The 22762-nt window shown below is 71.9% G+C and carries 15 protein-coding genes; 9 read left to right on the top strand and 6 right to left on the bottom strand.

The features are described 5' to 3' along the window. Positions 1–82: 82 nt before the first annotated feature. Entirely contained in the window at positions 83–2608 is a 2526-nt protein-coding gene (gene pepN, locus ACFPZI_RS12630) for an aminopeptidase N (protein ID WP_381362315.1), read from the bottom strand. A gap of 669 nt (positions 2609–3277) precedes the next feature. Continuing rightward, positions 3278–3652, bottom strand: a complete 375-nt coding sequence (locus tag ACFPZI_RS12625; RefSeq protein WP_381362312.1) for a chorismate mutase — start codon at positions 3650–3652, stop codon at positions 3278–3280. A gap of 86 nt (positions 3653–3738) precedes the next feature. Here ACFPZI_RS12625 and ACFPZI_RS12620 point away from each other — a divergent pair, with 86 nt between their 5' ends. Then, positions 3739–4653 carry a hypothetical protein gene (locus tag ACFPZI_RS12620; protein WP_381362310.1) on the top strand — a complete coding sequence of 305 codons (915 nt, stop codon included), beginning with the start codon at positions 3739–3741 and terminating at the stop codon, positions 4651–4653. A gap of 361 nt (positions 4654–5014) precedes the next feature. Here the strand turns inward: ACFPZI_RS12620 and ACFPZI_RS12615 are convergent, their stop codons facing one another. Then, positions 5015–5737, bottom strand: a complete 723-nt coding sequence (locus tag ACFPZI_RS12615; RefSeq protein WP_381362307.1) for a vWA domain-containing protein — start codon at positions 5735–5737, stop codon at positions 5015–5017. Positions 5738–5881: 144 nt separating this feature from the next. Between ACFPZI_RS12615 and ACFPZI_RS12610 the strand changes: the two genes are divergently transcribed. Both ACFPZI_RS12610 and ACFPZI_RS12605 read left to right on the top strand, forming a co-directional pair. Further along, positions 5882–6811, top strand: a complete 930-nt coding sequence (locus tag ACFPZI_RS12610) for a rhomboid family intramembrane serine protease (protein ID WP_381362305.1) — start codon at positions 5882–5884, stop codon at positions 6809–6811. Then, positions 6808–7713 (top strand): chitosanase, encoded by a 906-nt coding sequence (locus tag ACFPZI_RS12605; protein WP_381362302.1) that lies wholly within the window; start codon positions 6808–6810, stop codon positions 7711–7713. The genes ACFPZI_RS12610 and ACFPZI_RS12605 overlap by 4 nt, the downstream gene beginning before the upstream one ends. Before the next feature lie 196 nt (positions 7714–7909). On the opposite strand, the gene ACFPZI_RS12600 is transcribed toward ACFPZI_RS12605, so the two are convergent. From ACFPZI_RS12600 to ACFPZI_RS12590, 3 genes are all read right to left on the bottom strand, one after another. Further along, on the bottom strand, positions 7910–9373 hold the full coding sequence (locus ACFPZI_RS12600; protein WP_381362299.1) for a glutamate synthase subunit beta: 1464 nt from the start codon (positions 9371–9373) through the stop codon (positions 7910–7912). Beyond that, entirely contained in the window at positions 9366–13961 is a 4596-nt protein-coding gene (gltB, locus tag ACFPZI_RS12595; protein ID WP_381362296.1) for a glutamate synthase large subunit, read from the bottom strand. The genes ACFPZI_RS12600 and gltB overlap by 8 nt, the downstream gene beginning before the upstream one ends. Positions 13962–14500: 539 nt before the next feature. After that, a complete protein-coding gene (locus tag ACFPZI_RS12590) occupies positions 14501–15232 on the bottom strand; it encodes a VIT1/CCC1 transporter family protein (RefSeq protein ID WP_381362293.1) in 732 nt (243 codons plus the stop codon). 309 nt (positions 15233–15541) lie between these two features. On the opposite strand from ACFPZI_RS12590, the gene ACFPZI_RS12585 reads away from it, so the two are divergent. The 6 genes from ACFPZI_RS12585 to ACFPZI_RS12560 are packed head-to-tail and all read left to right on the top strand — an operon-like array spanning position 15542 to position 22642. Further along, entirely contained in the window at positions 15542–16567 is a 1026-nt protein-coding gene (locus tag ACFPZI_RS12585; protein WP_381362291.1) for an ADP-ribosylglycohydrolase family protein, read from the top strand. Next, positions 16564–17985, top strand: coding sequence for an ADP-ribosylglycohydrolase family protein (locus ACFPZI_RS12580; RefSeq protein ID WP_381362288.1), 1422 nt, complete (start codon positions 16564–16566; stop codon positions 17983–17985). Before ACFPZI_RS12585 ends, ACFPZI_RS12580 begins: the two co-directional genes overlap by 4 nt. Positions 17986–17992: 7 nt before the next feature. Beyond that, a complete protein-coding gene (locus ACFPZI_RS12575) occupies positions 17993–19174 on the top strand; it encodes an ADP-ribosylglycohydrolase family protein (RefSeq protein ID WP_381362285.1) in 1182 nt (393 codons plus the stop codon). After that, entirely contained in the window at positions 19162–20559 is a 1398-nt protein-coding gene (locus tag ACFPZI_RS12570; protein ID WP_381362283.1) for an ADP-ribosylglycohydrolase family protein, read from the top strand. Before ACFPZI_RS12575 ends, ACFPZI_RS12570 begins: the two co-directional genes overlap by 13 nt. Beyond that, complete coding sequence (locus ACFPZI_RS12565; protein ID WP_381362280.1) at positions 20556–21803, top strand: CaiB/BaiF CoA transferase family protein; 1248 nt, start codon at positions 20556–20558, stop codon at positions 21801–21803. The genes ACFPZI_RS12570 and ACFPZI_RS12565 overlap by 4 nt, the downstream gene beginning before the upstream one ends. Next, positions 21800–22642 carry an HpcH/HpaI aldolase/citrate lyase family protein gene (locus ACFPZI_RS12560; protein ID WP_381362277.1) on the top strand — a complete coding sequence of 281 codons (843 nt, stop codon included), beginning with the start codon at positions 21800–21802 and terminating at the stop codon, positions 22640–22642. Before ACFPZI_RS12565 ends, ACFPZI_RS12560 begins: the two co-directional genes overlap by 4 nt. Positions 22643–22762: the final 120 nt, after the last annotated feature.

Below are 22762 nucleotides of genomic sequence, written 5' to 3'. Positions count from 1 at the left end.
GTCGCCGAGGTCGCCTTGAAGTGGTGCCGGGGGGTGCCGCGTGGTGGTGCGGCGCCCCCCATGGTGTGGTGTGCCTGCCGGTTTATGCCTGCTGCTGGATGCGCAGTGCGCGGGCCAGGTCGTCGAGCTGGTCGACGAGTTTGCGGCGCAGGGCGGGGGTCGGGTCGGCCTTGCGGAGGCATTTCTGGCCGAGGCGGAGGGTCTCGGGGTCGACGGCGTGGACGGGGAAGGCCCAGTGGCCGGCGGCTTCGGCGATGGCGGGGCCGCGGCGGGCGGCGAGGGCGACGGCGTCCTTGTAGTAGCGGGTGACGTAGGGGCGCACGAGGTCGGCTTGTTCGGGTTGCCAGAAGCCTTGGGCGGTGGCGGTGAACAGATAGTTGGACAGGTCGTCGGTGTGGAACATGGCGTCCCAGGCGCGGGCCTTGGCGTCTTCGTGGGGCAGGGCGGCGCGGCAGCGGGCGGCGCCTTCCTGGCCGGTGGCGCTGGGGTCGTTGGCGAGTTCTGCGGTGATGGTGGCTTCGTCGGTGGCGTCGAGGACGGCGAGGCGGGTGAGGATGCGCCAGCGCAGTTCGGGGTCGAGTTCGGGGCCGCCGGGGACGGTGCCGTCGGTGAGCCAGGCGGCGATGGCGTCGGGGTGGGCGGCGGTGTCGATGCGGTGGCGTACGGCGATGAGGCGCAGGCCGGGGTTGTCGCCGTCCTCGGTGCGGCGGATGAGATCGCGGCACAGGTCGGTGAGGGTGGCGAGGGCGGTGGGCCGCCCGCCGGGGGTGACGTAGCGGTCGGTGATGTGGGTGGTGGCGAAGGCGAGGACGCCGCCGACGAGGGCGAGGTCGGTTTCGTGGGGGAGGTGGGTGCGGGCGATGTCCAGGTAGGTGGTGGGGGGGAGTTCGCTGTCGCGGACGGCGTCGCGCAGGGCGTTCCAGACGACGGCGCGGGTGAGGGGGTCGGGGAGTCCGGAGAGGCGGGCGCGGAGGGTGTGGGTGGATTCGTTGTCGAAGCGGATCTTGGCGTAGGTGAGGTCGCCGTCGTTGAGGACGAGGAGGGCGGGGCGGGGGCCGGGTGCGCTGATGGTGGTGGTGCCGGTGGTGGAGAGGTCGGCTTCGAGGTGGGTGCGGGGGGTGAGGCCGTGGGGGGTGTGGAGGTCGTGGTCGTAGAGGCCGAGGGTGATGCGGTGCGGGCGGCCGGTGTCGCCTGTGGGGGGCGGGTTCTGGATGGTGAGGTGCCAGTGGCCGTTGTCGGTGTGGAGTGTGGGGGTGAGGGTGTCGACTCCGGTGGTGGTGAGCCAGGCGTTGGCCCAGGCGTGGACGTCCCGGTCGGTGGCGGAGGCGAGGGAGTCGATGAAGTCGGTGAGGGTGGCGTTGGCGAATTTATGCCGGTCGATGTGGGTGTTGATGCCGGCGAGGAAGTCGTCTTCGCCGAGCCAGGCGACGAGCTGGCGCAGGGCGGAGGCGCCCTTGGCGTAGGAGATGCCGTCGAAGTTGAGGAGGGCGGAGGCGGTGTCCTGGACGTCTTCGGGGGCGACGGGGTGGGTGGAGGGGCGTTGGTCGGCGTCGTAGCCCCAGGGTTTGCGGGTGATGCCGAAGTCGGTCCAGGTGTCGGTGAAGCGGGTGGCTTCGGCGGTGATCTGGTAGCCCATGTATTCGGCGAAGGACTCGTTGAGCCAGATGTCGTCCCACCATGTGAGGGTGACGAGGTCACCGAACCACATGTGGGCCATTTCGTGGGCGATGACCATGGCGCGGGTCTGTCGTTGGGTGTCGGTGACGGCGGACCGGAAGACGAATTCGTCGCGGAAGGTGACGAGGCCGGGGTTTTCCATGGCGCCGGCGTTGAATTCGGGGACGAAGGCCTGGTCGTAGGAGTCGAAGGGGTAAGGCTGGGTGAATGTGTCGTGGTAGCGGTCGAAGCAGGCGCGGGTGATGTCGAGGAGTTCGTCGGCGTCGGCGTCGAGGTGGGGGGCGAGGGAGCGGCGGCAGTGGATGCCGAAGGGGAGGCCGCGGTGTTCGGTGCGTACGGAGTGCCAGGGTCCGGCGGCGACGGCGACGAGGTAGGTGGAGATGAGGGGGGTGGTTGCTGCTTTCCAGCGGCCGTTGCCGAGGGGTTCGGTGATGCCGTTGGCGAGGACGGTCCAGTCGCGGGGGGCGGTGACGGTGAGGTCGAAGACGGCCTTGAGGTCGGGTTGGTCGAAGGCCGCGAAGACGCGTTGGACGTCGTCGAGGAAGAGCTGGGTGTAGGTGTAGGTCTCGCCGTCGGCGGGGTCGGTGAAGCGGTGCATGCCTTCGCCGGTGCGGGAGTAGTGCATGGCGGCGTCGATGTGGAGTTCGTGTTCGCCGGGGGTGAGGTCCTTGAGTGGCAGTCGGTTGCCGTCGAGGGTCTCGGGATCCAGGGGGTGTCCGTCGAGGGTGACGGAGCGCAGCTCGGCGGGCTTGACTTCGACGAAGGTGTCCGTGTCGTCCTGGTCCGTGAGGATGGTGAAGCGGATCAGGGTGCGGGAGTCGAAGGTGTCGTCACCGGTGGTGAGATCGAGTTCGATCGTGTAGCGGTGGACATCGAGGAGCTGTGCTCGGTTCTGCGCTTCGTCGCGCGTCAGTACGGACATGCAGGCCATGCTGCCTGATGCCGTTGGTGAGGCACAGGGGCGGATCGGTACATGGCTTATGTCCGATCCGGTGCGGGCTCCCGGGCGTGCGCCCCTTTGTGGAGGTTCCGGGGTGTGCGTGCCGTCGCGTGGGGGGCGGGGCCGGCGGGGCGGGGCCGACCGGGCCGTGTGGGGGTACGCGCGTGTGGGGTGGAGGGGTGCGGCGGCGCCGGCGGGGCCCGGCCCCCGGCAGGTCATGGTCGTGGTCGGTCGTGGGTGTTCGTGTCACCGTTCCTCTGGACTGAGCAGGAGTGGGTCTGCCCAGCCGCACGCCCCGAACGGTCCTGGGCTCCCCCACTGCCTCAAGGGCGTGGGAGGTACCCCCAGGTCCCCGGCGTACTCAACCCCGGGGCGGCGACACGCATCCTGTGCGTGGTCCGGGCCCGGGAGGCCAGTTCCCTGCGCGACCTGGCCAATGAGTACGGCCAGAGGCGACGGGGAGGCCCCGAACCATCACTCCGGCGGAGCAGGGCCCCGCTCACCGGCGCCGTACCCGGCGTCCCAGATCGCACGATCACGTTAACCCGGACGGCCCACGACACCGCAAGCCCGGAAGCCGACCACTACACGATCGAGTTAAACCACCCTCGTACACACTCCACAGCAAGCAGCTGCCGACCCCTGGAGTGGGGGCGGGGGTCAGTCCGTGGTGGGTGCGGGGGTGCCGGTGGGGCTGTTGCCGGAGCTCTTGGTGGTGTCGTCGGCGATGCGTTCGTGGTGCCTGATGACCTCAGCGATGATGAAGTTCAGGAATTTCTCGGCGAAGGCCGGGTCGAGTTTGGCGTTCTCGGCGAGGGTGCGCAGTCGGGTGATCTGGCGGGCTTCGCGGGCCGGGTCGGCGGGGGGCAGCCGGTGTTCGGCTTTGAGGCGGCCGACCTGCTGGGTGCATTTGAAGCGTTCGGCGAGCATGTGGACGACGGCCGCGTCGATGTTGTCGATGCTGTCGCGCAACCTGGCGAGTTCCTCGCGGACTGCGGGGTCGACGTCTTCGGTACCGGTGCTGCTGCTGGTCATGGGAAGTCAGCCTACGGGGCGGAGGGGGCGGTGGCCGGGGCGTGCCCGTACAGTGGAACCGGGTTCAGGGCGTCCGGGGGTGAGACGTGGCGAACGACGGACCGGTTGAGCACGGCTACCCACATCTGGAGACGGTGCGGGTGGCCATCACGGCGGTGTACAGGCGTTTGTCGTACGACACGATCCGTATGTTCTCGACCAGCGTGGCGCCGGCCGACGTGGCGTTCTGCGACACGGACGATCTTCATCTGGGGGCGCAGCGGGTGGCCCGCGAGCTGGTGCGGCATTATCGGCTGCCGGACGCGCGGCTGATCGTCGGGTTCCGGGAGATGGAGCACGCGGCGAACGTCGAGCTCGAGGCCGGCCCGGAGTACTTCGTCGAGCTGAACGACCGGTTCCGTAAGCATCGGCAGGACATCGGGGCGGCCCTGGCGCACGAGGTGGCACATGTGTACCTGCACCGTCTGGGGCTGTCGTTCCCCGGTACGCGGGACAACGAGATCCTGACGGACACGGCGGCGACGTATCTGGGGGCGGGGTGGCTGCTGCTGGATGCGTTCCGCCAGGACGGGGTGTCGTCGCAGAAGCTGGGGTATCTCACGCCGGAGGAGTTCGGGTATGTGCTGGCGAAGCGGTCGCTGGTGTTCGGGGAGGATCCGTCGGTGTGGTTCACCAGCGAGCAGGCTTACAGCGCGTATGTGAGGGGGAGGGAGTTGGCCCGGCTCGACGGGCGGCAGCCGCCGCTGACGGCTGCCGGTTGGACGGGGCGCCGGCGGTACGCGTGGGAGCGTCGGCATGCTCAGGGGCAGCGTGGGGTTCCCTCTTTCCCGTCGGCCCGCCCGGATGTGCCGTACAGCTTCACGCAGGGTGATGGTCGGGAGGAGCCGCTGCGGGTGTCGTTCCCGTGTCCTACGTGTCATCAGCGGATCAGGATGCCGGTGCGGGGGCGGGTACGAGCGCGGTGTGCGTTGTGCCGGACGGTGCTGGAGTGCGACACGTAGGGGGGTGGGGCCGGGGGATCGGTGGTGGGTGATCCCCTCGGGACCATGGCGCGCGCCCTGGGCACCGCCTGGGCAGCCCGCACGAGTGCCGGCCGGGCCGCGGTCCTGGGATTTTCCTGACGCTCCCGGAGCCAGGAATCCACCGCGACCGCGTCCGGGGGCCGCACCAGGGATCGCCGAGGCTGCACGGTCCCCTTTCCCCGTGTCTTTGGCGTGATCCGCGACTCTGCCGCACAATTCCTCGGGGCCGCAGCAGGACCGCACTCCTCGACCTGCGGCGACGCGGCCATGCCCGGCGCTCCGAGCGGCTGTTCCTACGGGGCCGGCGAATTGCGCAGCAGAGTCATCCGCCGGACAGGCCCTAAGGCTGTACGATCCCCCGTGCCCGCGCGTCCACCAGCCACGTGGGGAACTCGTCCAGCAGTCGGTCGTACAGTTCGGCGTCCGGCACCGTGCGGGGATCGGCACCCGCGTGGAAGAACCCTGCGTTGTCGACGATCCGCTTGTCCGGAACGGCCAGGTCGTCCAGCTTGCGCAGGTAGTCGAACTGCCGGCTGCCCGGGTCGCCGAAGCCGATGAACTGCCAGAACAGCGGCAGCTTCGCCGCCTTGCACAAGTAGCGTTCTGCGGCGAGCCGGTTGATGGGGCCGCCGTCGGTCTGGAAGACGACGAGGGCCGGTTCGGTCGATCCGCTGTCGAGGTAGTGGTCGATGACGGCGTCCATGGCCAGGTGGTAGCTGGTCCTGCCCATGTGCCCGAGTCCGGCCGCGATCCGCTCGACGCGTCCTTCGTGGTCGGCGAGGGCGATGTCGGTGACGGCGTCGATGTCCGTGGAGAAGAACACCACCGGCACGATGCCGTCGTCGTCGAGGTGGGCGGACAGGCCCAGCACCCGGTCGGCGAGCGCCTGCACGCTGCCGTCCTTGTAGTACGGCTTCATCGAGCCCGAGTAGTCGACCACGAGGTAGACCGCGGCGCGCAGGCCGTCCAGCCCGTGCCCGGACACCGCGTGCCCTGCGGTCTTGTACAGGCTGACCAGCTTGGGCGCGGTCTCCTCGATCTTGGTCAGGCTGATCGCGGCCATGCGCACTCCCCCTCGGTCACCGGAACTGGCCCCGAGGGTACGGCACCTCCACCCCGCCTCCGCGACTGTCCCCCACTGTTCGATATTTTGTTCGCTGCCGCCCTCACCGGCTCGTCCGTCCCGTCCCTCACAAGGAGCCGGCTCGTGGATTCCGAGTCCACCGTCACCACCTGCTACCGCCATACCAAAGTGGAGTGCCATGTCCGCTGCGTGCGCTGCGACCGGTACATCTGCCCGGACTGCATGCGGGAGGCGGCCGTGGGCCACCAGTGCCCCGACTGTGTGAAAGAGGGCATGCGGTCGATGCGGCAGGCCCGCACCATGGTCGGCGGCCGCGTCTCGGCGGTGCCGGTGGTGACGTACGTCCTGATCGCCGTCAGCGTTCTGGCGTATCTGGCGGAGCTGGCGCTGCCGGAGATCGTGGACCGGTTCGCGATGCTGGGCGCGGGGCTGGTCGGGCCGGACGGTGGTCACTATCTGTGGGTCGAGGGCCCGTACTTCGGGGACTTCCGTCCGGAAGGTGTGGTGAACGGGGAGTGGTACCGGCTGCTGACCGGTGCCTTCCTGCATCTGCCGCCCACCGAAGGCACGTTCGGGATTCTGCACATCGTGATGAACATGGTGGCGCTGTGGAACCTGGGCCGGGCCGTCGAGCCGATGCTGGGCCGCTTCCACTATCTCGCCCTGTACCTGCTGTCGGCGCTGGGCGGTTCGGTGCTGGTGCTGCTGCTGGCGCCGCAGGACGCCGTGGTCGGCGCGTCCGGGGCGATCTTCGGGCTGGGCGCCGCGTACTACGTGCTGGCCCGTCGGATCGGTGCCGACATGCGGGGGGTCAACCGGTTCATGACCGGGCTGCTGCTGTGGCTGGTGATCTCCGCGGTGGTGACGTCCTGGGAGGGGCATCTGGGCGGGCTGCTGGCGGGCGGTGCGGTGGCGGTGGCGTTCGCGTACGTGCCCAGGGGCAAGCGCCGGACGTTGCTGCAGGCGGGGGCCTGCCTGGCGCTGCTCGCGCTGCTCGTCGTCCTGGCGGTGGCCAAGGTGTCGGAACTGACCGGTGGAGGAGTTCCCCAGTGAAACGTTCAGCCCTGCTGCTCGCGGCCGTGCCCGTGGTGGCAACGGCCGTGTACATGCTGATGCCCGCCGGGCCCGACGGCGCGACCGCCGGCAACGGGCCGTCCGTGTCCGCCTCACCGGACGCGCGCGAGCAGGCCAAGGAGCGCGCCGAGTCGGAGTCGGCCGAGGACGACGCGCTGGTGGCGAGCCGGCCGCCGGGCCTGGCCGACCCGGCGAAGAAGGAGCTCGCCCAGCAGATCCTGGCGAGCGCCGAGAACGTGACGCTGCGCTGGCGCGAGACCTACGGCTCCATCGAGGACGCCGGGGACGGCGACGGCTACACGGCCGGCATCGTCGGCTTCACCACCGGCACCCACGACCTGCTCACCCTCGTCGAACGCTATACGCGCGGGCACCCGGACAACGGCCTGGCGGGGTATCTGCCGGCGCTGCGCGAGGTCGACGGCACGGACTCGCACGAGGGCCTGGACCCGGGCTTCACGGCCGCCTGGCAGGTCGAGGCGAGGACACCGGAGTTCCGTGCGGCACAGGAGGCCGAGCGCGACCGGGTCTACTTCGACCCGGCGGTGCGCGTGGCCAAGCTCGACGGCCTCGGCACGCTCGGCCAGTTCGTGTACTACGACGCGATGGTCCGGCGTGGTCCCGACACCGGCCCCGACGGCTTCTACGGCATGCGGGAGCAGGCCATGCGCAAGGCGAGGACGCCGGGCCAGGGCGGCAGCGAGAAGGCGTTCCTGGAGGCGTTCCTCGATGTGCGCCGCGCGGCCATGCTGGCGAAGGAGCCGGGCGCCGACACGTCCCGGGTCGACACCGCCCAGCGCCGGTTCCTGCGGGAGGGGAACCTGGAACTGACCACGCCGCTGACGTGGCAGGTGCACGGGGAGACCTTCCGCGTTCCCTGAGTGGGTGAGCACAGGTGGCAGCGCCTGCCCGGTTCGTCCGGTCGGGGACTGGAGGGCAGGCGCCACCTGTTGTTCCGTACGCCGTTGTACGGGACCTCTGCGGGGGACCGTCAGGTCCCGGTGTGCGATGCGGTCCGGGCCGGCGGAGTCCGGGCCGCGTGGTGGTTCCCGGGGCGGCCGGTCGGCGAGCGGTCGGTCACACCGTCAGTGAGCGGTCGGTCGGGCGGATCGGTGCGGGCAGGTCGCTCGCCCCGGTGAGGTGGCGGTCGCAGCCGCGCGCCGCGGAGCGGCCTTCGGCGATCGCCCACACGATGAGCGACTGGCCGCGTCCGGCGTCTCCGGCGACGAAGACGCCGGGCACGCTGGTGTGGAAGTCGGCGTCGCGGGCGATGTTGCCGCGTGCGTCGAGTTCCAGGCCGAACTGCTCGACCAGGCCGTTGTCCCGGTCGGTGCCGGTGAAGCCCATGGCGAGGGTGACCAGCTGGGCCGGGATCCTGCGCTCGGTGCCGGGCTTCTGGGTGAGCTTGCCTTCGACGAACTCGACCTCGGCCAGGTGCAGCCACTGTACGTTGCCGTCCTCGTCGCCCTCGAAGTGGGTGGTGGAGACGGAGTAGACCCGCTCGCCGCCCTCCTCGTGCGCGGAGGTGACCTTGTAGAGCATGGGGAAGGTCGGCCACGGCTGGGTGGCCGCGTCCCGCTCCTCGCCCGGCCGGGGCATGATCTCGAGCTGGGTGACGGAGGCGGCGCCCTGGCGGTGGGCGGTGCCGACGCAGTCGGCGCCGGTGTCGCCGCCGCCGATCACGACGACGTGCTTGCCCTCGGCGGAGATCGGCGGGGCGACGTAGTCGCCCTCCTGCACCTTGTTGGCCAGCGGCAGGTATTCCATGGCCTGGTGGATGCCGCCCAGTTCGCTGCCCGGTACCGGCAGGTCGCGTGCGGTCGTCGCGCCGACGGCGAGGACGACGGCGTCGTAGCGCTTGCGCAGCGCGGTGGCCGGCATGTCCCGGCCGATCTCGATGCCGGTGCGGAATTTGGTGCCTTCCGCGCGCATCTGCTCGATACGGCGGTTGATGTGCCGCTTCTCCATCTTGAACTCGGGGATGCCGTACCGCAGGAGGCCGCCGATACGGTCCGCCCGTTCGTAGACGGCGACGGTGTGGCCGGCGCGGGTGAGCTGCTGGGCGGTGGCGAGGCCGGCCGGTCCTGAGCCGACGACCGCGACGGTCTTGCCGGACAGGCGCTCGGGGATCCGCGGGGCGACGTCGCCGGTCGCCCACGCCTTGTCGATGATGGAGACCTCGACGTTCTTGATGGTGACGGGCGGCTGGTTGATGCCGAGCACGCACGCCGACTCGCACGGAGCGGGGCACAGCCGGCCCGTGAACTCCGGGAAGTTGTTGGTGGCGTGCAGCCGCTCGCTCGCCGCCGGCCAGTTCTCGCGGTAGGCGTAGTCGTTCCACTCGGGGATGAGGTTTCCCAGCGGGCAGCCGTTGTGGCAGAACGGGATGCCGCAGTCCATGCACCGGCCGGCCTGCTTGCTGATGATCGGCAGCAGCGAGCCGGGGACGTGGACCTCGTTCCAGTCCTTGACGCGTTCGGGGACCGGGCGGGAGGTGGCGACCTCGCGGCCGTGGTTCAGGAAGCCCTTCGGATCAGCCATTGGTCGCCGCCTCCATCATCTTCCGGTGGGTGTCGGACTCGGAGAGCCCGGCTCGCTCGGCGGCGTCCTTGGCGGCGAGCACTGCCTGGTACGTGCTGGGGGTGATCTTGCTGAAGCGGGCGGCGCCCCCGTCGGGGCTGTCCCACTCGGCCAGCAGCTTGGCGGCGACGGTGGATCCCGTCTCCTCCTGGTGCCGGCGCACCACGTCGTGCAGCCAGGCGCGGTCGGTGTCGTCGAGTTCGTGGACGGCGTCCAGGTGGCCGGGGTTGACGTTGTCCCGGTCGAGGTCGATGACGTAGGCGGTGCCGCCGGACATGCCGGCCGCGAAGTTGCGGCCGGTTTCGCCGAGGACGACCGCGTGACCGCCGGTCATGTATTCGCAGCCGTGGTCGCCGACGCCCTCGGAGACGACCAGTGCGCCGGAGTTGCGGACGCAGAACCGTTCGCCGACCTTGCCGCGCAGGAACATCTCGCCGCCGGTGGCGCCGTAGGCGAGGGTGTTGCCGGCGATGACGCTGTACTCGGCGAGGTGGTCGGCGCCCCGGTCGGGGCGGACGACGATCCGGCCGCCGGAGAGGCCCTTGCCGACGTAGTCGTTGGCGTCGCCCTCCAGGCGCAGCGTGACGCCGCGCGGGGCGAAGGCGCCGAAGGACTGGCCGGCGGAGCCGGTGAAGGTGATGTCGATGGTGTCGTCGGGCAGGCCCGCGCCGCCGAACTTCTTCGTCACCTCGTGGCCGAGCATGGTGCCGACCGTGCGGTTGATGTTGCGGATGGCGACCTGGGCGCGTACGGGCTGGGCCTCGGTCGCGCCGTCGGCGGCGAGCGCGTCGGCGGCGAGCTTGATCAGCTCGTTGTCGAGGGCCTTCGCCAGGCCGTGGTCCTGGGTGACGGTCTGGTGGCGGACGGCGCCCTCGGACAGTTCGGGCACGTGGAAGAGGGGGGCCAGTTCGAGCCCCTGTGCCTTCCAGTGGTTCACCGCGCGGGTGACGTCGAGGACCTCGGCGTGGCCGACGGCCTCCTCGATGGAGCGGAAGCCGAGTTCGGCGAGGAGTTCGCGGACCTCTTCGGCGATGAACCGGAAGAAGTTCACGACGTGCTCGGCCTTGCCGGTGAACCGGTCGCGCAGGACCGGGTTCTGCGTGGCGATGCCGACGGGGCAGGTGTCCAGGTGGCAGACGCGCATCATGACGCAGCCGGAGACGACCAGCGGGGCGGTGGCGAAGCCGAACTCCTCGGCACCCAGGAGGGCGGCGACGACGACGTCGCGGCCGGTCTTGAGCTGGCCGTCGGTCTGGACGACGATCCGGTCGCGCAGACCGTTGAGCAGCAGGGTCTGCTGGGTCTCGGCGAGGCCGAGTTCCCAGGGGCCGCCGGCGTGCTTGAGCGAGGTCAGCGGGGAGGCGCCGGTGCCGCCGTCGTGGCCGGAGATGAGCACGACGTCGGCGTGGGCCTTGGAGACGCCCGCGGCGACGGTTCCGACGCCGACCTCGGAGACCAGCTTGACGTGAATGCGCGCCTCGGGGTTGGCGTTCTTCAGGTCGTGGATGAGCTGGGCGAGGTCCTCGATGGAGTAGATGTCGTGGTGCGGCGGCGGGGAGATGAGGCCCACGCCGGGCGTCGAGTGACGCGTCCTGGCGATCCACGGGTAGACCTTGTGGCCGGGCAGCTGGCCGCCCTCGCCGGGCTTGGCGCCCTGGGCCATCTTGATCTGGATGTCGTCCGCGTTGACCAGGTACTCGGAGGTCACGCCGAAGCGGCCGGAGGCGACCTGCTTGATGGAGGAGCGGCGGGCCGGGTCGTACAGGCGCTCGGGGTCCTCGCCGCCCTCGCCGGTGTTCGACTTGCCGCCGAGTTGGTTCATGGCGATGGCGAGGGTCTCGTGCGCCTCCTGGGAGATGGAGCCGTACGACATGGCGCCGGTGGAGAAGCGCTTGACGATCGCGGAGACCGGCTCGACCTCGTCGAGGGGGATGGGTCCCCGGTCGGAGGTGAAGCCGAAGAGCCCGCGCAGCGTCATCAGGCGCTCGGACTGCTCGTTGACACGGTCGGTGTACTGCTTGAAGACGTCGTAGCGGCCGGAGCGCGTGGAGTGCTGGAGGCGGAAGACCGTCTCGGGGTCGAACAGGTGCGGTTCGCCCTCGCGGCGCCACTGGTACTCGCCGCCGATGTCGAGTGCGCGGTGCGCGGGGGCGATGCCGGTGGCGGGATACGCCTTGGCGTGGCGGGCGGCGACCTCCTTCGCGATGACGTCGAGGCCGACGCCGCCGATCTTGGTGGCGGTGCCGTGGAAGTACTTCTCGACGAAGGCCGCGTCGAGGCCGACGGCTTCGAAGACCTGGGCGCCGCGGTAGGAGGCGACGGTGGAGATGCCCATCTTGGACATGACCTTCAGGACGCCCTTGCCGAGGGCGTGAATCAGGTTGCTGATGGCCTTCTCGGACTCGATGCCGGGCAGGAAGGTGCCCGCGCGGACGAGGTCCTCGACGGACTCCATCGCCAGGTAGGGGTTGACGGCGGCGGCGCCGAAACCGATGAGGAGGGCCACGTGGTGGACCTCGCGGACGTCTCCGGCCTCGACGAGGAGGCCCACCCGGGTGCGCTGCTTGGTGCGGATGAGGTGGTGGTGGACGGCCGCGGTGAGCAGCAGCGACGGGATCGGCGCGTGCTCGGCGTCGGAGTGCCGGTCGGACAGGACGATCAGGCGGGCGCCGTTGCCGATGGCGGCGTCGGCCTCGGCGCAGATCTCCTCGATGCGGGCGGCGAGGCTGTAGCCGCCTCCGGAGACGCGGTAGAGACCGGAGAGGGTGGCGGCCTTGAAGCCGGGCAGGTCGCCGTCGGCGTTGACGTGGATGAGCTTGGCCAGCTCGTCGTTGTCGATGACGGGGAAGGGCAGGACGACGGTGCGACAGGACGCGGCGCTCGGTTCGAGCAGGTTGCCCTGGGGGCCGAGCGTGCTGCGCAGGGAGGTGACGAGCTCTTCGCGGATCGCGTCCAGGGGCGGGTTGGTGACCTGGGCGAACAGCTGGGTGAAGTAGTCGAAGAGGAGCCGGGGGCGTTCCGACAGGGCGGCGATCGGCGAGTCGGTGCCCATGGAGCCGATCGGCTCGGCGGCGGACCCTGCCATCGGGGCGAGCAGGACGCGCAGCTCCTCCTCGGTGTAGCCGAAGGTCTGCTGGCGGCGGGTGACCGAGGCGTGGGTGTGCACGATGTGCTCGCGCTCGGGGAGGTCGGACAGCTCGATCTCGCCGGCTTCCAGCCACTGGGCGTAGGGGTGCTCGGCGGCGAGCTGGGCCTTGATCTCGTCGTCCTCGATGATGCGGTGCTCGGCGGTGTCGACGAGGAACATGCGGCCGGGCTGCAGGCGGCCCTTGCGGACGACCTTCGCGGGGTCGATGTCGAGGACGCCGACCTCGGAACCGAGGACGACGAGGCCGTCGTCGGTGACCCAGTAGCGGCCGGGGCGCAGGCCGTTGCGGTCGAGTACGGCGCCGACCTGGGTGCCGTCGGTGAAGGTGACGCAGGCGGGGCCGTCCCAGGGCTCCATCATCGTGGAGTGGTACTGGTAGAAGGCGCGGCGGTCGGGGTCCATCGAGCCGTGGTTCTCCCACGCCTCGGGGATCATCATGAGCACCGAGTGCGGCAGGGAGCGGCCGCCGAGGTGCAGCAGTTCGAGGACCTCGTCGAAGGACGCCGAGTCGGAGGCGTCGGGGGTGCAGACGGGGAAGATCCGCTCGAGGCCGGCGGCGGAGCCACTGTGCCCACGGTCGGCGGAGCCACTGTGCCCACGGTCGGCGGAGCCGAACAGATCCGAGGCCAGCTGGGACTCGCGGGCGCGCATCCAGTTGCGGTTGCCCTTGACGGTGTTGATCTCACCGTTGTGGGCGACGAAGCGGTAGGGGTGCGCGAGGGGCCACGACGGGAAGGTGTTCGTGGAGAACCGGGAGTGCACCAGAGCGATCGCGGAGCCGAAGCGGCGGTCGGACAGGTCCGGGAAGAAGGGCTCGAGCTGACCGGTGGTGAGCATGCCCTTGTAGACGATGGTCCGCGCGGACAGCGACGGGAAGTAGACGCCCGCCTCGCGCTCGGCGCGCTTACGCAGCGCGAAGGCCGTGCGGTCGAGGTCGATGCCCTTGGAGGCGTGGTCCGTGACGAAGATCTGGCGGAAGGCCGGCATCGTGGAGCGGGCGGTGGCGCCGAGCAGTTCGGGCGCGACGGGCACCTCGCGCCAGCCGAGGACGGTCAGGCCCTCGGCGGCGGCGATCTCCTCGATGCGGGCGACGGCCTCGTCGGTGGCGTCCACGGGGAGGAAGGCGGTGCCGACGGCGTAGGCGCCGGCCTCGGGCAGTTCGAATCCGGCCACCTCGCGGAAGAAAGCGTCGGGGACCTGGGAGAGGATGCCCGCGCCGTCACCGGAGTCCGGCTCGGAACCGGTGGCACCGCGGTGTTCCACATTGCGCAGGACGGTGAGTGCCTGCTCGACCAGGGTGTGGGACGCCTCGCCGGTAAGGGTGGCGACAAAGCCGACGCCGCAGGCGTCGTGCTCGTCGCGGGGGTCGTACATGCCCTGCGGGGCAGGGCGAGCATCCATGAAGGACCAGTTCTGGCCATGCGCGGAATGCTGGGACGGCTGGCGCGGCGTACGCATCGGCTCTCCCGTCGTCGTCATGTGGCATGTGCGAAGTGCCGAGGGACGACGTTGGCCCTCTGCGTGACTGCAAAATTTCGTGCAGATTACACGATGAAGCGGATCCCGATGAGCGGGAAATTCCGTTCCGCCATGTGGACACCATGCAGGTCACGGCAGGGGTTCCGCACCTGGCAGGAGAAGCTGTGGGGACCGTGGCGGGCAGATCGGTGTCCGCCGGTCCGAGGGCGGGGGCGGACGCCTTGGCCCACTCCCGCGACTGCGTCGCGGGCCTCATTGCCCACAGTGCTTTCGGCTCATGCCCCGTCGTCACGCGGTCGAAACCAACAAGTAACAGCTACTTGCGCGGCCCCTCACACGGGAGCCGGCCGGGGCATCGGTGCCGCTCGTCCGGGCGGGGCACCGACCTGGTCGCCCCGATCCGGTCGCCCGGGTCCGGGCCAGCCGTACGGGGTCGTACGGGGCGAGCCGTCCGAGCCGGGTCATCCTACGGCGGTTCCGAACCATGTGCCCAGGGCGTAGGTGAGACCGGCCGCCGCGCCGCCGAGGGCGAGCTGCCGCAGACCGCTGTACCACCAGGTCCGCGCGGTCACCTTGGCCACCAGGGCGCCGCACAGGAAGAGTCCCAGGAGCGCCAGCAGCACGGCGGGCCACAGACTGCTCGCGCCGAGCAGGTACGGCAGGACGGGCAGCAGCGCGCCCAGGGCGAAGGCGCCGAAGCTGGAGACCGCGGCCACGGTGGGTGAGGGCAGGTCGCCGGGGTCGATGCCCAGTTCCTCTCGGGCGTGGATCTCCAGTGCCTGCTCGGGGTCCTTCGACAGCTGCCGGGCCACCTCGGCGGCGAGCTCCGGCTCGACGCCGCGGGCCTCGTAGAGGGCGGCGAGTTCGGCCTCCTCGTCCTGGGGGTGCTTGTGCAGTTCGCGTCGCTCGACGTCCAGCTCGGCCTCGACGAGCTCGCGCTGGGAGGCGACGGAGGTGTACTCGCCGGCGGCCATGGAGAAGGCGCCGGCCGCCAGGCCCGCGAGGCCGGTGATGACGAGGGTCTGCTGTCCGACCGAGCCGCCGGCGACGCCGGTCATCAGCGCGAGGTTGGAAACCAGGCCGTCCATCGCGCCGAAGACGGCGGGGCGCAGCCAGCCGCCGTTCACGTCGCGGTGGGTGTGGTTGTCGCGGTGCGCCTCGTGCAGCGTCGCCTCGGTCTCGATGATCGCCATGCCGTCCCCCAGGGAGTTCGCGGAAGCGCCTGCGAAGCCGACGCCGCCGGCGGCTGATGCAGACCTCGATTTAGACGTGTTCTATTTTTGAACAACACCCAACGTACGCCTCCCCATCCCCTCCCGCCAGCAAGGAAAGGCTGGGCTAACCTGCGGTTTTGTCGATTCCGCCGCTCGCCCGCGGGAAGGCCCGCACAGATGTCGACCGGGTGACACCGTGGCCTGTGAGGCTGTGTCGGACCTCACATCGGGGACAGTTCCGCAAAGGGCTTCGCGCCTCTCGGGGCGCCCCTGAGAGGAGAGCCGCGTATGGCATCGATCGCCTGCATCCCCTCGGCCCCGGCGCCCGGGGACTCCCTCGGGCTCCGCGAACGGGCACGCGGCGCGCTGCTCGGCCTGGCCGTCGGCGACGCGCTGGGCGCCCCGGCCGAGAACTTGAAACCCTCCGAGATCCGCGCGCGGTGGGGCCGCATCACGGGATACGTGGCGGAGCACCCCGCCGGCACGGACGACACCGAGTACGCGATCCTGTCCGGCCTGCTACTGGCCCGGCACGGGTCGGCGCTCACCCCGGCGCAGGTCGGGGCGGCCTGGCACGAATGGATCGCGGACCGCGCCGAGGGGCGGTTGCGCGGTGCCGGATTCAGCGAGCGCGGCACCCTGGAGAACCTCCGCCGGGGACTGGCCGCCCCCGTCTCCGCCCAGCACCGCCACGCCTGGAGCGACGGGCTGGCGATGCGGGCGGCACCGCACGGCGTCTTCGCGGCCGGCCGTCCCGCCGAGGCGGCCCGGCTGGCAGCGATCGACGGCTCGGTCAGCCACGACGGCGAGGGCATCTACGGAGGCCAGGCGGTCGCGGCAGGCGTGGCTGCGGCGATGGCCGGGGCACCGGTGGTCACCGTCGTGGCCACCGCGCTGGCCCTGGTGCCGGAGGACTCCTGGACCGCCCGTTCCCTGCGCCGCGCCGTCACCGCCGCCCACCGGGGCGAACGCGCGGTCCGCTCCGCGGTCGTGATCGGCGGCTACCCCTGGACCGACCTGGCCCCCGAAGCCGTCGCCCTCGCCTTCGGCGCGTACGCGGCGGCGGACGGGGACTTCGAACAGACGGTGCTGACGGCCGTCAACATGGGCCGCGACGCGGACACCACGGCGGCGGTGGCGGGCGCCCTCGCGGGCGCGACGCGGGGCGCCGCCGCGATCCCGGAGGCCTGGGCGGCCGCGATCGGCCCGGCCCGCGGCAGCTGCCTCCCGGCGATGGCGGGCCACCACGTCCTGGACATCGCGGACCTGCTCACCCCGACACCGGCCGCCGACACAACGGAGACCCCGTCATGACCCTCTCCCCGCCGGCAACGACACCCACATCCACACCACCGGAACCACCATCCGCACCCCCCACCGAAAACCCCCCGCCGAGGCCGCCCCCGCCCGATCACGAAACCCGCACCTCCGATACCCGCCACCCCGAGGACGACCCCGAGGCCGCCGACGGCGCGACAGTCCCACCGGGGCCACCCGCACCCGGTCCCGCATCCGCATCCCGCACGAGTGGTGCGGACGGGAAACACCAGGCCGAAGGCGAAGTCGAGGCCTCCGGAGACCACCGGACCAGGACAGCACCCCCCGCCCCGCCGCCGCAGGCACCCCGCGTCGAGGGCCTCCTCCTCGGCCTCGCCGCCGGAGACGCCGCCGGCTGGCCCGCGGCCCGGCACCGTGCCGCCCGGATGCCCGAGTGGACCCGGCGCCTCACCCGGGAGCTGGACACCTTCGCCGAGCAGAACGCGATCACCACCCTCCCCGTACCCATCGCCCTCAACCAACCCCCGGAACCCCTGCGCCTCGGCCCCTCCGACGACGCCGAGTGGGCGGTGTTCGCCGCCGAGGCGGTCCTGCGGGCCGGCGACGACGGCGCGCTCGGCGACCTGAGCCGCGAACGCCGCACCCGGGCCGCCATCGACCTCTCCTGGAACGCCGTGGCCGGCGAGGTCGCCGCGGCAGCGGAACGCGCGCCCGAGGTCGAGTCGGCCGTCCTGCCCCTGCGCGCCCGCATCTCCGTACGAGCCGGACTCGGCAATCTCGCCACCGGTCTGCGCCCGCCCGCCACCGGTCACGACAACCCGCACTACTTCGATGACGCGGCCTGCGTACGGGCCTGTGTCCTGGCCGTGGCCCACCCCGGCGACCCCGAAGGCGCCGCCGCGCTCGCCGAGTTCGACGCCCGCTACACCCAGGACGGCGACGGGGTGCACGGCGCCCGCGCGATGGCCGCCGCCGTCGCCCTCGCGCTGGCCGGCGCGGACGTCGAGGCATGCGTGGCGGCCGCGGTGGCCGAGTTGCCCGAGGAGACGGAGATCGGCCGCAACGCCCGGCACGCGCTGCGGCTCGCCGCGGACGCCGACGGCGCCTTCGCCCTCGTACCGCCCCTGGAGCACCAGATCGTCGACCACGTCTACAGCTACGGCATCGCCGCCGCCGAGACCGTCCCCGTGGCCCTCGCGCTGGCCACCGCCTCGCACGGCCGGATCGTGGAGGCGGTGCCCGCGGCGGCCTGTCTGTCCCGGGTCGCGGACTCGGCCCCCGCCCTCGTCGGCGCGCTGACCGGCGCGCTCGGCGGCGGCGCGGCGATCCCGGAGTCCTGGCGGGAGAGCTGCCGCATCCTCTCCGGCTGCACGCTCCCCCGGCTCACCGGCACCGACCTGGTGGAACTCGCCGGACTCCTGGAAGCCGCACAACCACCTCCCCCCGGAGGATGATTCGGGCATGACGCTCAAAGAGCATGAAAAGCAGGTTCAGGGTGCCTCCCTTGACGAGCGGATCACCGGCGCGCTGGTGGGAGCCGCCGTCGGCGACGCGCTCGGCGGCCCCGTCGAGGGGTACTCCCCCGAGCAGATCGTCGAGCGCCACGGCGGCCGTGTCCACGGCGTCGTCGGCCCCTGGAACGGCGATGCCTGGCGCACCGCCCGTCCGATCGCCCCGTACCACAAGGGCGACGGCCACGTCACCGACGACACCCTCATGACGCACGCCCTGGTCCGGGTGTACGCGCGGGTCCGGAACCATCTGGACGCCCACGCCGTCGCCGACCACCTGGTCCCGGACCTGATGACGCAGCCGCGCTGGATCCCGGAGCTGGAGGCGGAGGCGCTCCCGTTGCAGCGGGTCTTCCTCGCGGAGAAGTGGCTGGTGACCCGGATCCACTACGGCCATGTCGACCCGCGCGAGGCGGGCGTCGGCAACATCGTCAACTGCGGTGCCGCGATGTACATGGCCCCGGTCGGCCTGGTCAACGCGGCCCACCCGGCGGGCGCCTACGCCGAGGCGCTGGACGTCGCGGGAGCCCACCAGTCGTCGTACGGCCGGGAGGCGGCCGGCATTCTCGCCGCGGCCGTGGCGTCGGCGTGCGCACCGGGGGCGACGCCGGACTCGGTCGTCACCGCCTGCCTGTCCCTGGCGAAGGACGGCACACGGACGGCGATCGAGCGGGTCTGCGACGTGGCGTCCCGCCATACGGACTTCGAGTCCGCGCTGCGCCCGCTGCGGGAGGCGGTGACCCCGTACGACACCGTGGGCCCCGACTACCGCACGCCCTCGCTGGGTGCCCGCCGTCCGTCGCGGCTGCACGCGATCGAGGAACTCCCGGTCGCGCTGGGCATGGTGGTGGTGGCCGGCGGCGACTTCCGGCACGCGGTGCTGGGCGCGGTGAACTACGGCCGGGACTGCGACTCCATCGCCACGATGGCCGGCGCTGTGACGGGTGCCCTCGGTTCGCCGGTTCCCGAGGACTGGGCGAAGACCGTGGCGGAGGCCAGTCGTCTCGACCTCCTGGAACCCGCGGCCGCGCTGACGGAGGTGGCCCGCGAGGTCTTCGCGCGCGACGTGTCCCGGCGCCGCGCGCACGAAAGGGCGTTCGCCGAGCTGGGGGGCCCGGAATGCTCCGACTGACCTGGGTCCAGCCGGAGGACCTGATCGGGCACGAGCTGCGCCAGGCGGCCCAGGACGGCCGGGCGGCCACGGCCGTCGCCGCCGTCGCGGCCCGGTGGCGCGCGGCGGGCGGCCCCGAGGCCCCGCCCCGCGCGGGCGCCTCCCCGCGACCGGTGTCCCGCTACCTCCGGCTGCTGGCCGGGGACCTCCTGGACGAACTCGCCGACCTGCCCAGCGGCCTGGCGGACGATGAACCGACGGACCTCGGCGCCATCAAGTCCCTCTGCCCCCACTGGCCTTCACCCGTCGAGGCCGCTCCCCCGGCCCCTGACCACCTCGAAGCCGACCGCCTCGAAGCCGCCTGGCTCGGCCGTGCCGTCGGCTGTCTGCTCGGCAAGCCGGTGGAGAAGCTCGCCCTCGACGGCATCCGCCAACTCGCCCGGGCCACCGGAAACTGGCCTCTGAACGGCTACTTCACCGCCCTCGGAGTCCCCGAGGAGCTGGCCGCGCGGTACCCCTGGAACCGTCGCTCGGCGGCCACCTCGCTCGCCGAGAACATCGACGGGATGCCCGAGGACGACGACCTCGACTACCCACTTCTCAACCTGCTGTTGCTCCAGCGGTACGGCAAGGCTTTCACCACCGCGGATGTGGCCCGGCTCTGGCTGGACGAACTCCCGGCGGGCCGTGCCTTCACCGCCGAACGCGTCGCCTACCGCAACCTCCTCGACGGCCTGGAGCCCCCGCGCACCGCCCGCCACCGCAATCCGTTCCGCGAGTGGATCGGCGCCCTGATCCGCGCCGACGTGCACGGCTGGACCCACCCCGGAGATCCGGCGGGCGCCGCCGAACAGGCCCACCGCGACGCGGTCCTCACGCACACCGCAGGCGGTGTCCACGCCGCGATGTTCAGTGCGGCCGTCATCGCCACCGCCGCAGGCGCGGGCGCAGGTGGCGACCGCCCGGACGTCCACGCCTGCCTGCGCGCCGGCCTCACCGTCGTACCGCCCCGCTCCCGGCTCGCCCGCGCCGTACGCGAGGCCGTCCAACTGGCGGACGAGCACGACGACTTCGTCACCGTCGTCGACCGGCTCCATACCCTGCACGCCGGGATCCACTGGGTGCACGCCGTCCCCAACACCGCCCTGATCGCCGCCGCCCTCACCCACGCGGACGGCGATTTCACCGGCGCCGTCTGCCGTGCCGTGTCCGGCGGCTGGGACACGGATTCGAACGGCGCGACGGTCGGCGGTATCACCGCCCTGCTCGCCGGTTCCCCCGCCGCGCTTCCCGAGCGCTGGACAGCCCCGTTGAAGAACCGGCTGGCCACCTCCGTCGGCGACTTCAACGGCGTCGGCTTCGACACCCTGGCCCGTCTGACCTGTCTGGAGGCCTCCCGCCCATGACCCGGCCCACCACACCCACCTCCCACTCCCCCGTCCCCTCCGCTCCCCCGCCCCCGCCCCCGCCCCCGCTGTCCGGCCTGCGTGTCCTGGACCTCGCCACTCTCTTCGCCGGACCCCTCGCCGCGACCCTGCTCGGCGACTTCGGCGCGGAGGTCGTCAAGGTCGAGCACCCGAGGAAGCCCGACCCCTCCCGCGGCCACGGCCCGTCGAAGAACGGCGTGGGGCTGTGGTGGAAGATGCTCGGCCGCAACAAGCGGACCATCACCCTCGACCTGTCCACCCGCGGCGGCCGGGCGACCCTGCTGCGCCTCGCCGGGACCGCCGACGTGATCATCGAGAACTTCCGGCCCGGCACCCTGGAGAAGTGGGACCTGGGCTGGTCCGAACTGTCCGCCGCCAACCCCCGTCTCGTCCTGGTCCGAGTCACCGGCTTCGGCCAGTTCGGCCCGTACGCGCATCGCCCCGGCTTCGGCACGCTCGCCGAGGCGATGAGCGGTTTCGCCGCCATCACCGGTGAGCCGGACTCGCCCCCGACGCTGCCGCCGTTCGGCCTGGCCGACTCCATCGCGGGCCTGACCACGGCGTACGCGGTGCTGACCGCACTCGCCGGGCGGGACCGCACCGGCGAGGGCCAGGTCGTCGACATGGCCCTCATCGAACCGATCCTCACCGCGCTCGGACCCCAGCCGACCTGGTACGACCAGCTCGGCCACGTCCAGCCGCGCACCGGCAACCGCTCCCAGAACAACGCCCCGCGCGGCACCTACCTCACCGCCGACGGCACCTGGGTCGCCGTCTCCACCTCGGCCCAGTCGGTCGCCGAGCGGGTGATGCGGCTGGTGGGGCGGCCCGAGCTGATCGACGAACCGTGGTTCGCCACCGGCGCCGGCCGCGCTCAGCACGCGGACGTCCTGGACGAGGCGGTGGGCGGCTGGATCGCCTGCCGCACCCGTACCGACGTGCTCGCCGCCTTCGAGAAGGCCGAGGCCGCGGTGGCGCCCGTCCAGGACGTACGGGACGTGATGGCCGACCCGCAGTACCAGGCCCTGAACACCATCACCACGGTCGACGACCCCGAGCTGGGCCCGCTGCGCATGCAGAACGTTCTCTTCCGGCTCTCCCACACTCCCGGCGCGATCCGCTGGGCGGGCCGCCCGCACGGCGCCGACACCAACGAGGTCCTGACCGAACTGGGCCTCACCCCGGCCGAGCTGACGGCCCTGCGCGCGGAAGGCGCACTGTGACGGGGGCATCCCCGCTGACCTGGCTGTACGCGCCGGGCGACCGGCCGCGTGTGGTGGCGAAGGCGCTCATCTCCGGGGCCGACGTGGTGGTGATCGACCTGGAGGACGCCGTCGCTCCCGACCGCAAGGCGTACGCCCGTGCCGCCTCCGCCGAGCTGCTGTGCGACCCGCAGCCGGTCCCGGTCCACGTCCGCGTCAATGCCCTGACCGGCCCCTGGGGCGAGGCCGACCTCGCCGCCGTCGCCCCCGCCGGGGGCCTGGCGGGCCTGTCCGGCCTGCGGCTGCCCAAGGTGTCCTCGCCCGCCGACGTCGTCCGGGTCGCCCGGCGGGCCGTGTCCGCCCACGGCGGCGCGCTCGGTCTGTACGCGCTGCTGGAGACGGCCGTCGGCATCGAGCGGGCGCACGACGTGGCCACCGCCCACCCGTCCCTGCGCGGTATCTCGATCGGCGAGGAGGACCTACGGACCGATCTGGGCGTACGCGACGACGCGGGCCTCGACTGGTCCCGCTCCCGCGTGGTCGTCGCCGCGCGGGCGGCGGGGCTGGCCCCGCCCACCCAGTCCGTCCATCCGGACATCCGCGACCTGGACGGTCTCCTCGTCTCCTGCGTCCGTGGCCGCACCCTGGGTTTCCTGGGCCGCGCCGCCATCCACCCGCGTCAGCTGCCGGTCATCGAGCGCGCCTATCTGCCCACGGAGAAGGAGATCGAGCAGGCGGAGACGGTCGTCAAGGCGGCGGCCGGCGAGCAGGGCGCCCAGGCACTTCCCGACGGCCGCTTCATCGACGCGGCGGTGGTGACGGCCGCCCAGCGGGTCCTGTCCCTGGCCCGCCGCACCTAGGGCCTCTCGTGTGGATCGGGCCGGGCTCGCGGGGTCCGGCACCGCACCCCGCCGCGTTGCCGTCGGTCCCCGGGGCTCTTTCCCCAAGCTCTCGACTTCTCTCCCCCGCTCGGCTTCGCT

Source organism: Streptomyces chlorus, from assembly GCF_042655885.1.
Lineage (GTDB): Bacteria > Actinomycetota > Actinomycetes > Streptomycetales > Streptomycetaceae > Streptomyces > Streptomyces chlorus.
This window is presented reverse-complemented; position numbering and strand designations above follow the sequence as displayed.

Excerpts from the sequence above, each read along its gene's own strand:
- ACFPZI_RS12580 (WP_381362288.1), top strand. The coding sequence starts at position 16,564 with ATGACCCTCTCCCCGCCGGCAACGACACCCACATCCACACCACCGGAA.
- ACFPZI_RS12615 (WP_381362307.1), bottom strand. The coding sequence starts at position 5,737 with ATGGCCGCGATCAGCCTGACCAAGATCGAGGAGACCGCGCCCAAGCTG.
- ACFPZI_RS12590 (WP_381362293.1), bottom strand. The coding sequence starts at position 15,232 with ATGGCGATCATCGAGACCGAGGCGACGCTGCACGAGGCGCACCGCGAC.
- ACFPZI_RS12600 (WP_381362299.1), bottom strand. The coding sequence starts at position 9,373 with ATGGCTGATCCGAAGGGCTTCCTGAACCACGGCCGCGAGGTCGCCACC.
- ACFPZI_RS12575 (WP_381362285.1), top strand. The coding sequence starts at position 17,993 with ATGACGCTCAAAGAGCATGAAAAGCAGGTTCAGGGTGCCTCCCTTGAC.
- gltB (WP_381362296.1), bottom strand. The coding sequence starts at position 13,961 with ATGGATGCTCGCCCTGCCCCGCAGGGCATGTACGACCCCCGCGACGAG.
- pepN (WP_381362315.1), bottom strand. The coding sequence starts at position 2,608 with ATGGCCTGCATGTCCGTACTGACGCGCGACGAAGCGCAGAACCGAGCA.
- ACFPZI_RS12625 (WP_381362312.1), bottom strand. The coding sequence starts at position 3,652 with ATGACCAGCAGCAGCACCGGTACCGAAGACGTCGACCCCGCAGTCCGC.
- ACFPZI_RS12565 (WP_381362280.1), top strand. The coding sequence starts at position 20,556 with ATGACCCGGCCCACCACACCCACCTCCCACTCCCCCGTCCCCTCCGCT.
- ACFPZI_RS12585 (WP_381362291.1), top strand. The coding sequence starts at position 15,542 with ATGGCATCGATCGCCTGCATCCCCTCGGCCCCGGCGCCCGGGGACTCC.
- ACFPZI_RS12570 (WP_381362283.1), top strand. The coding sequence starts at position 19,162 with ATGCTCCGACTGACCTGGGTCCAGCCGGAGGACCTGATCGGGCACGAG.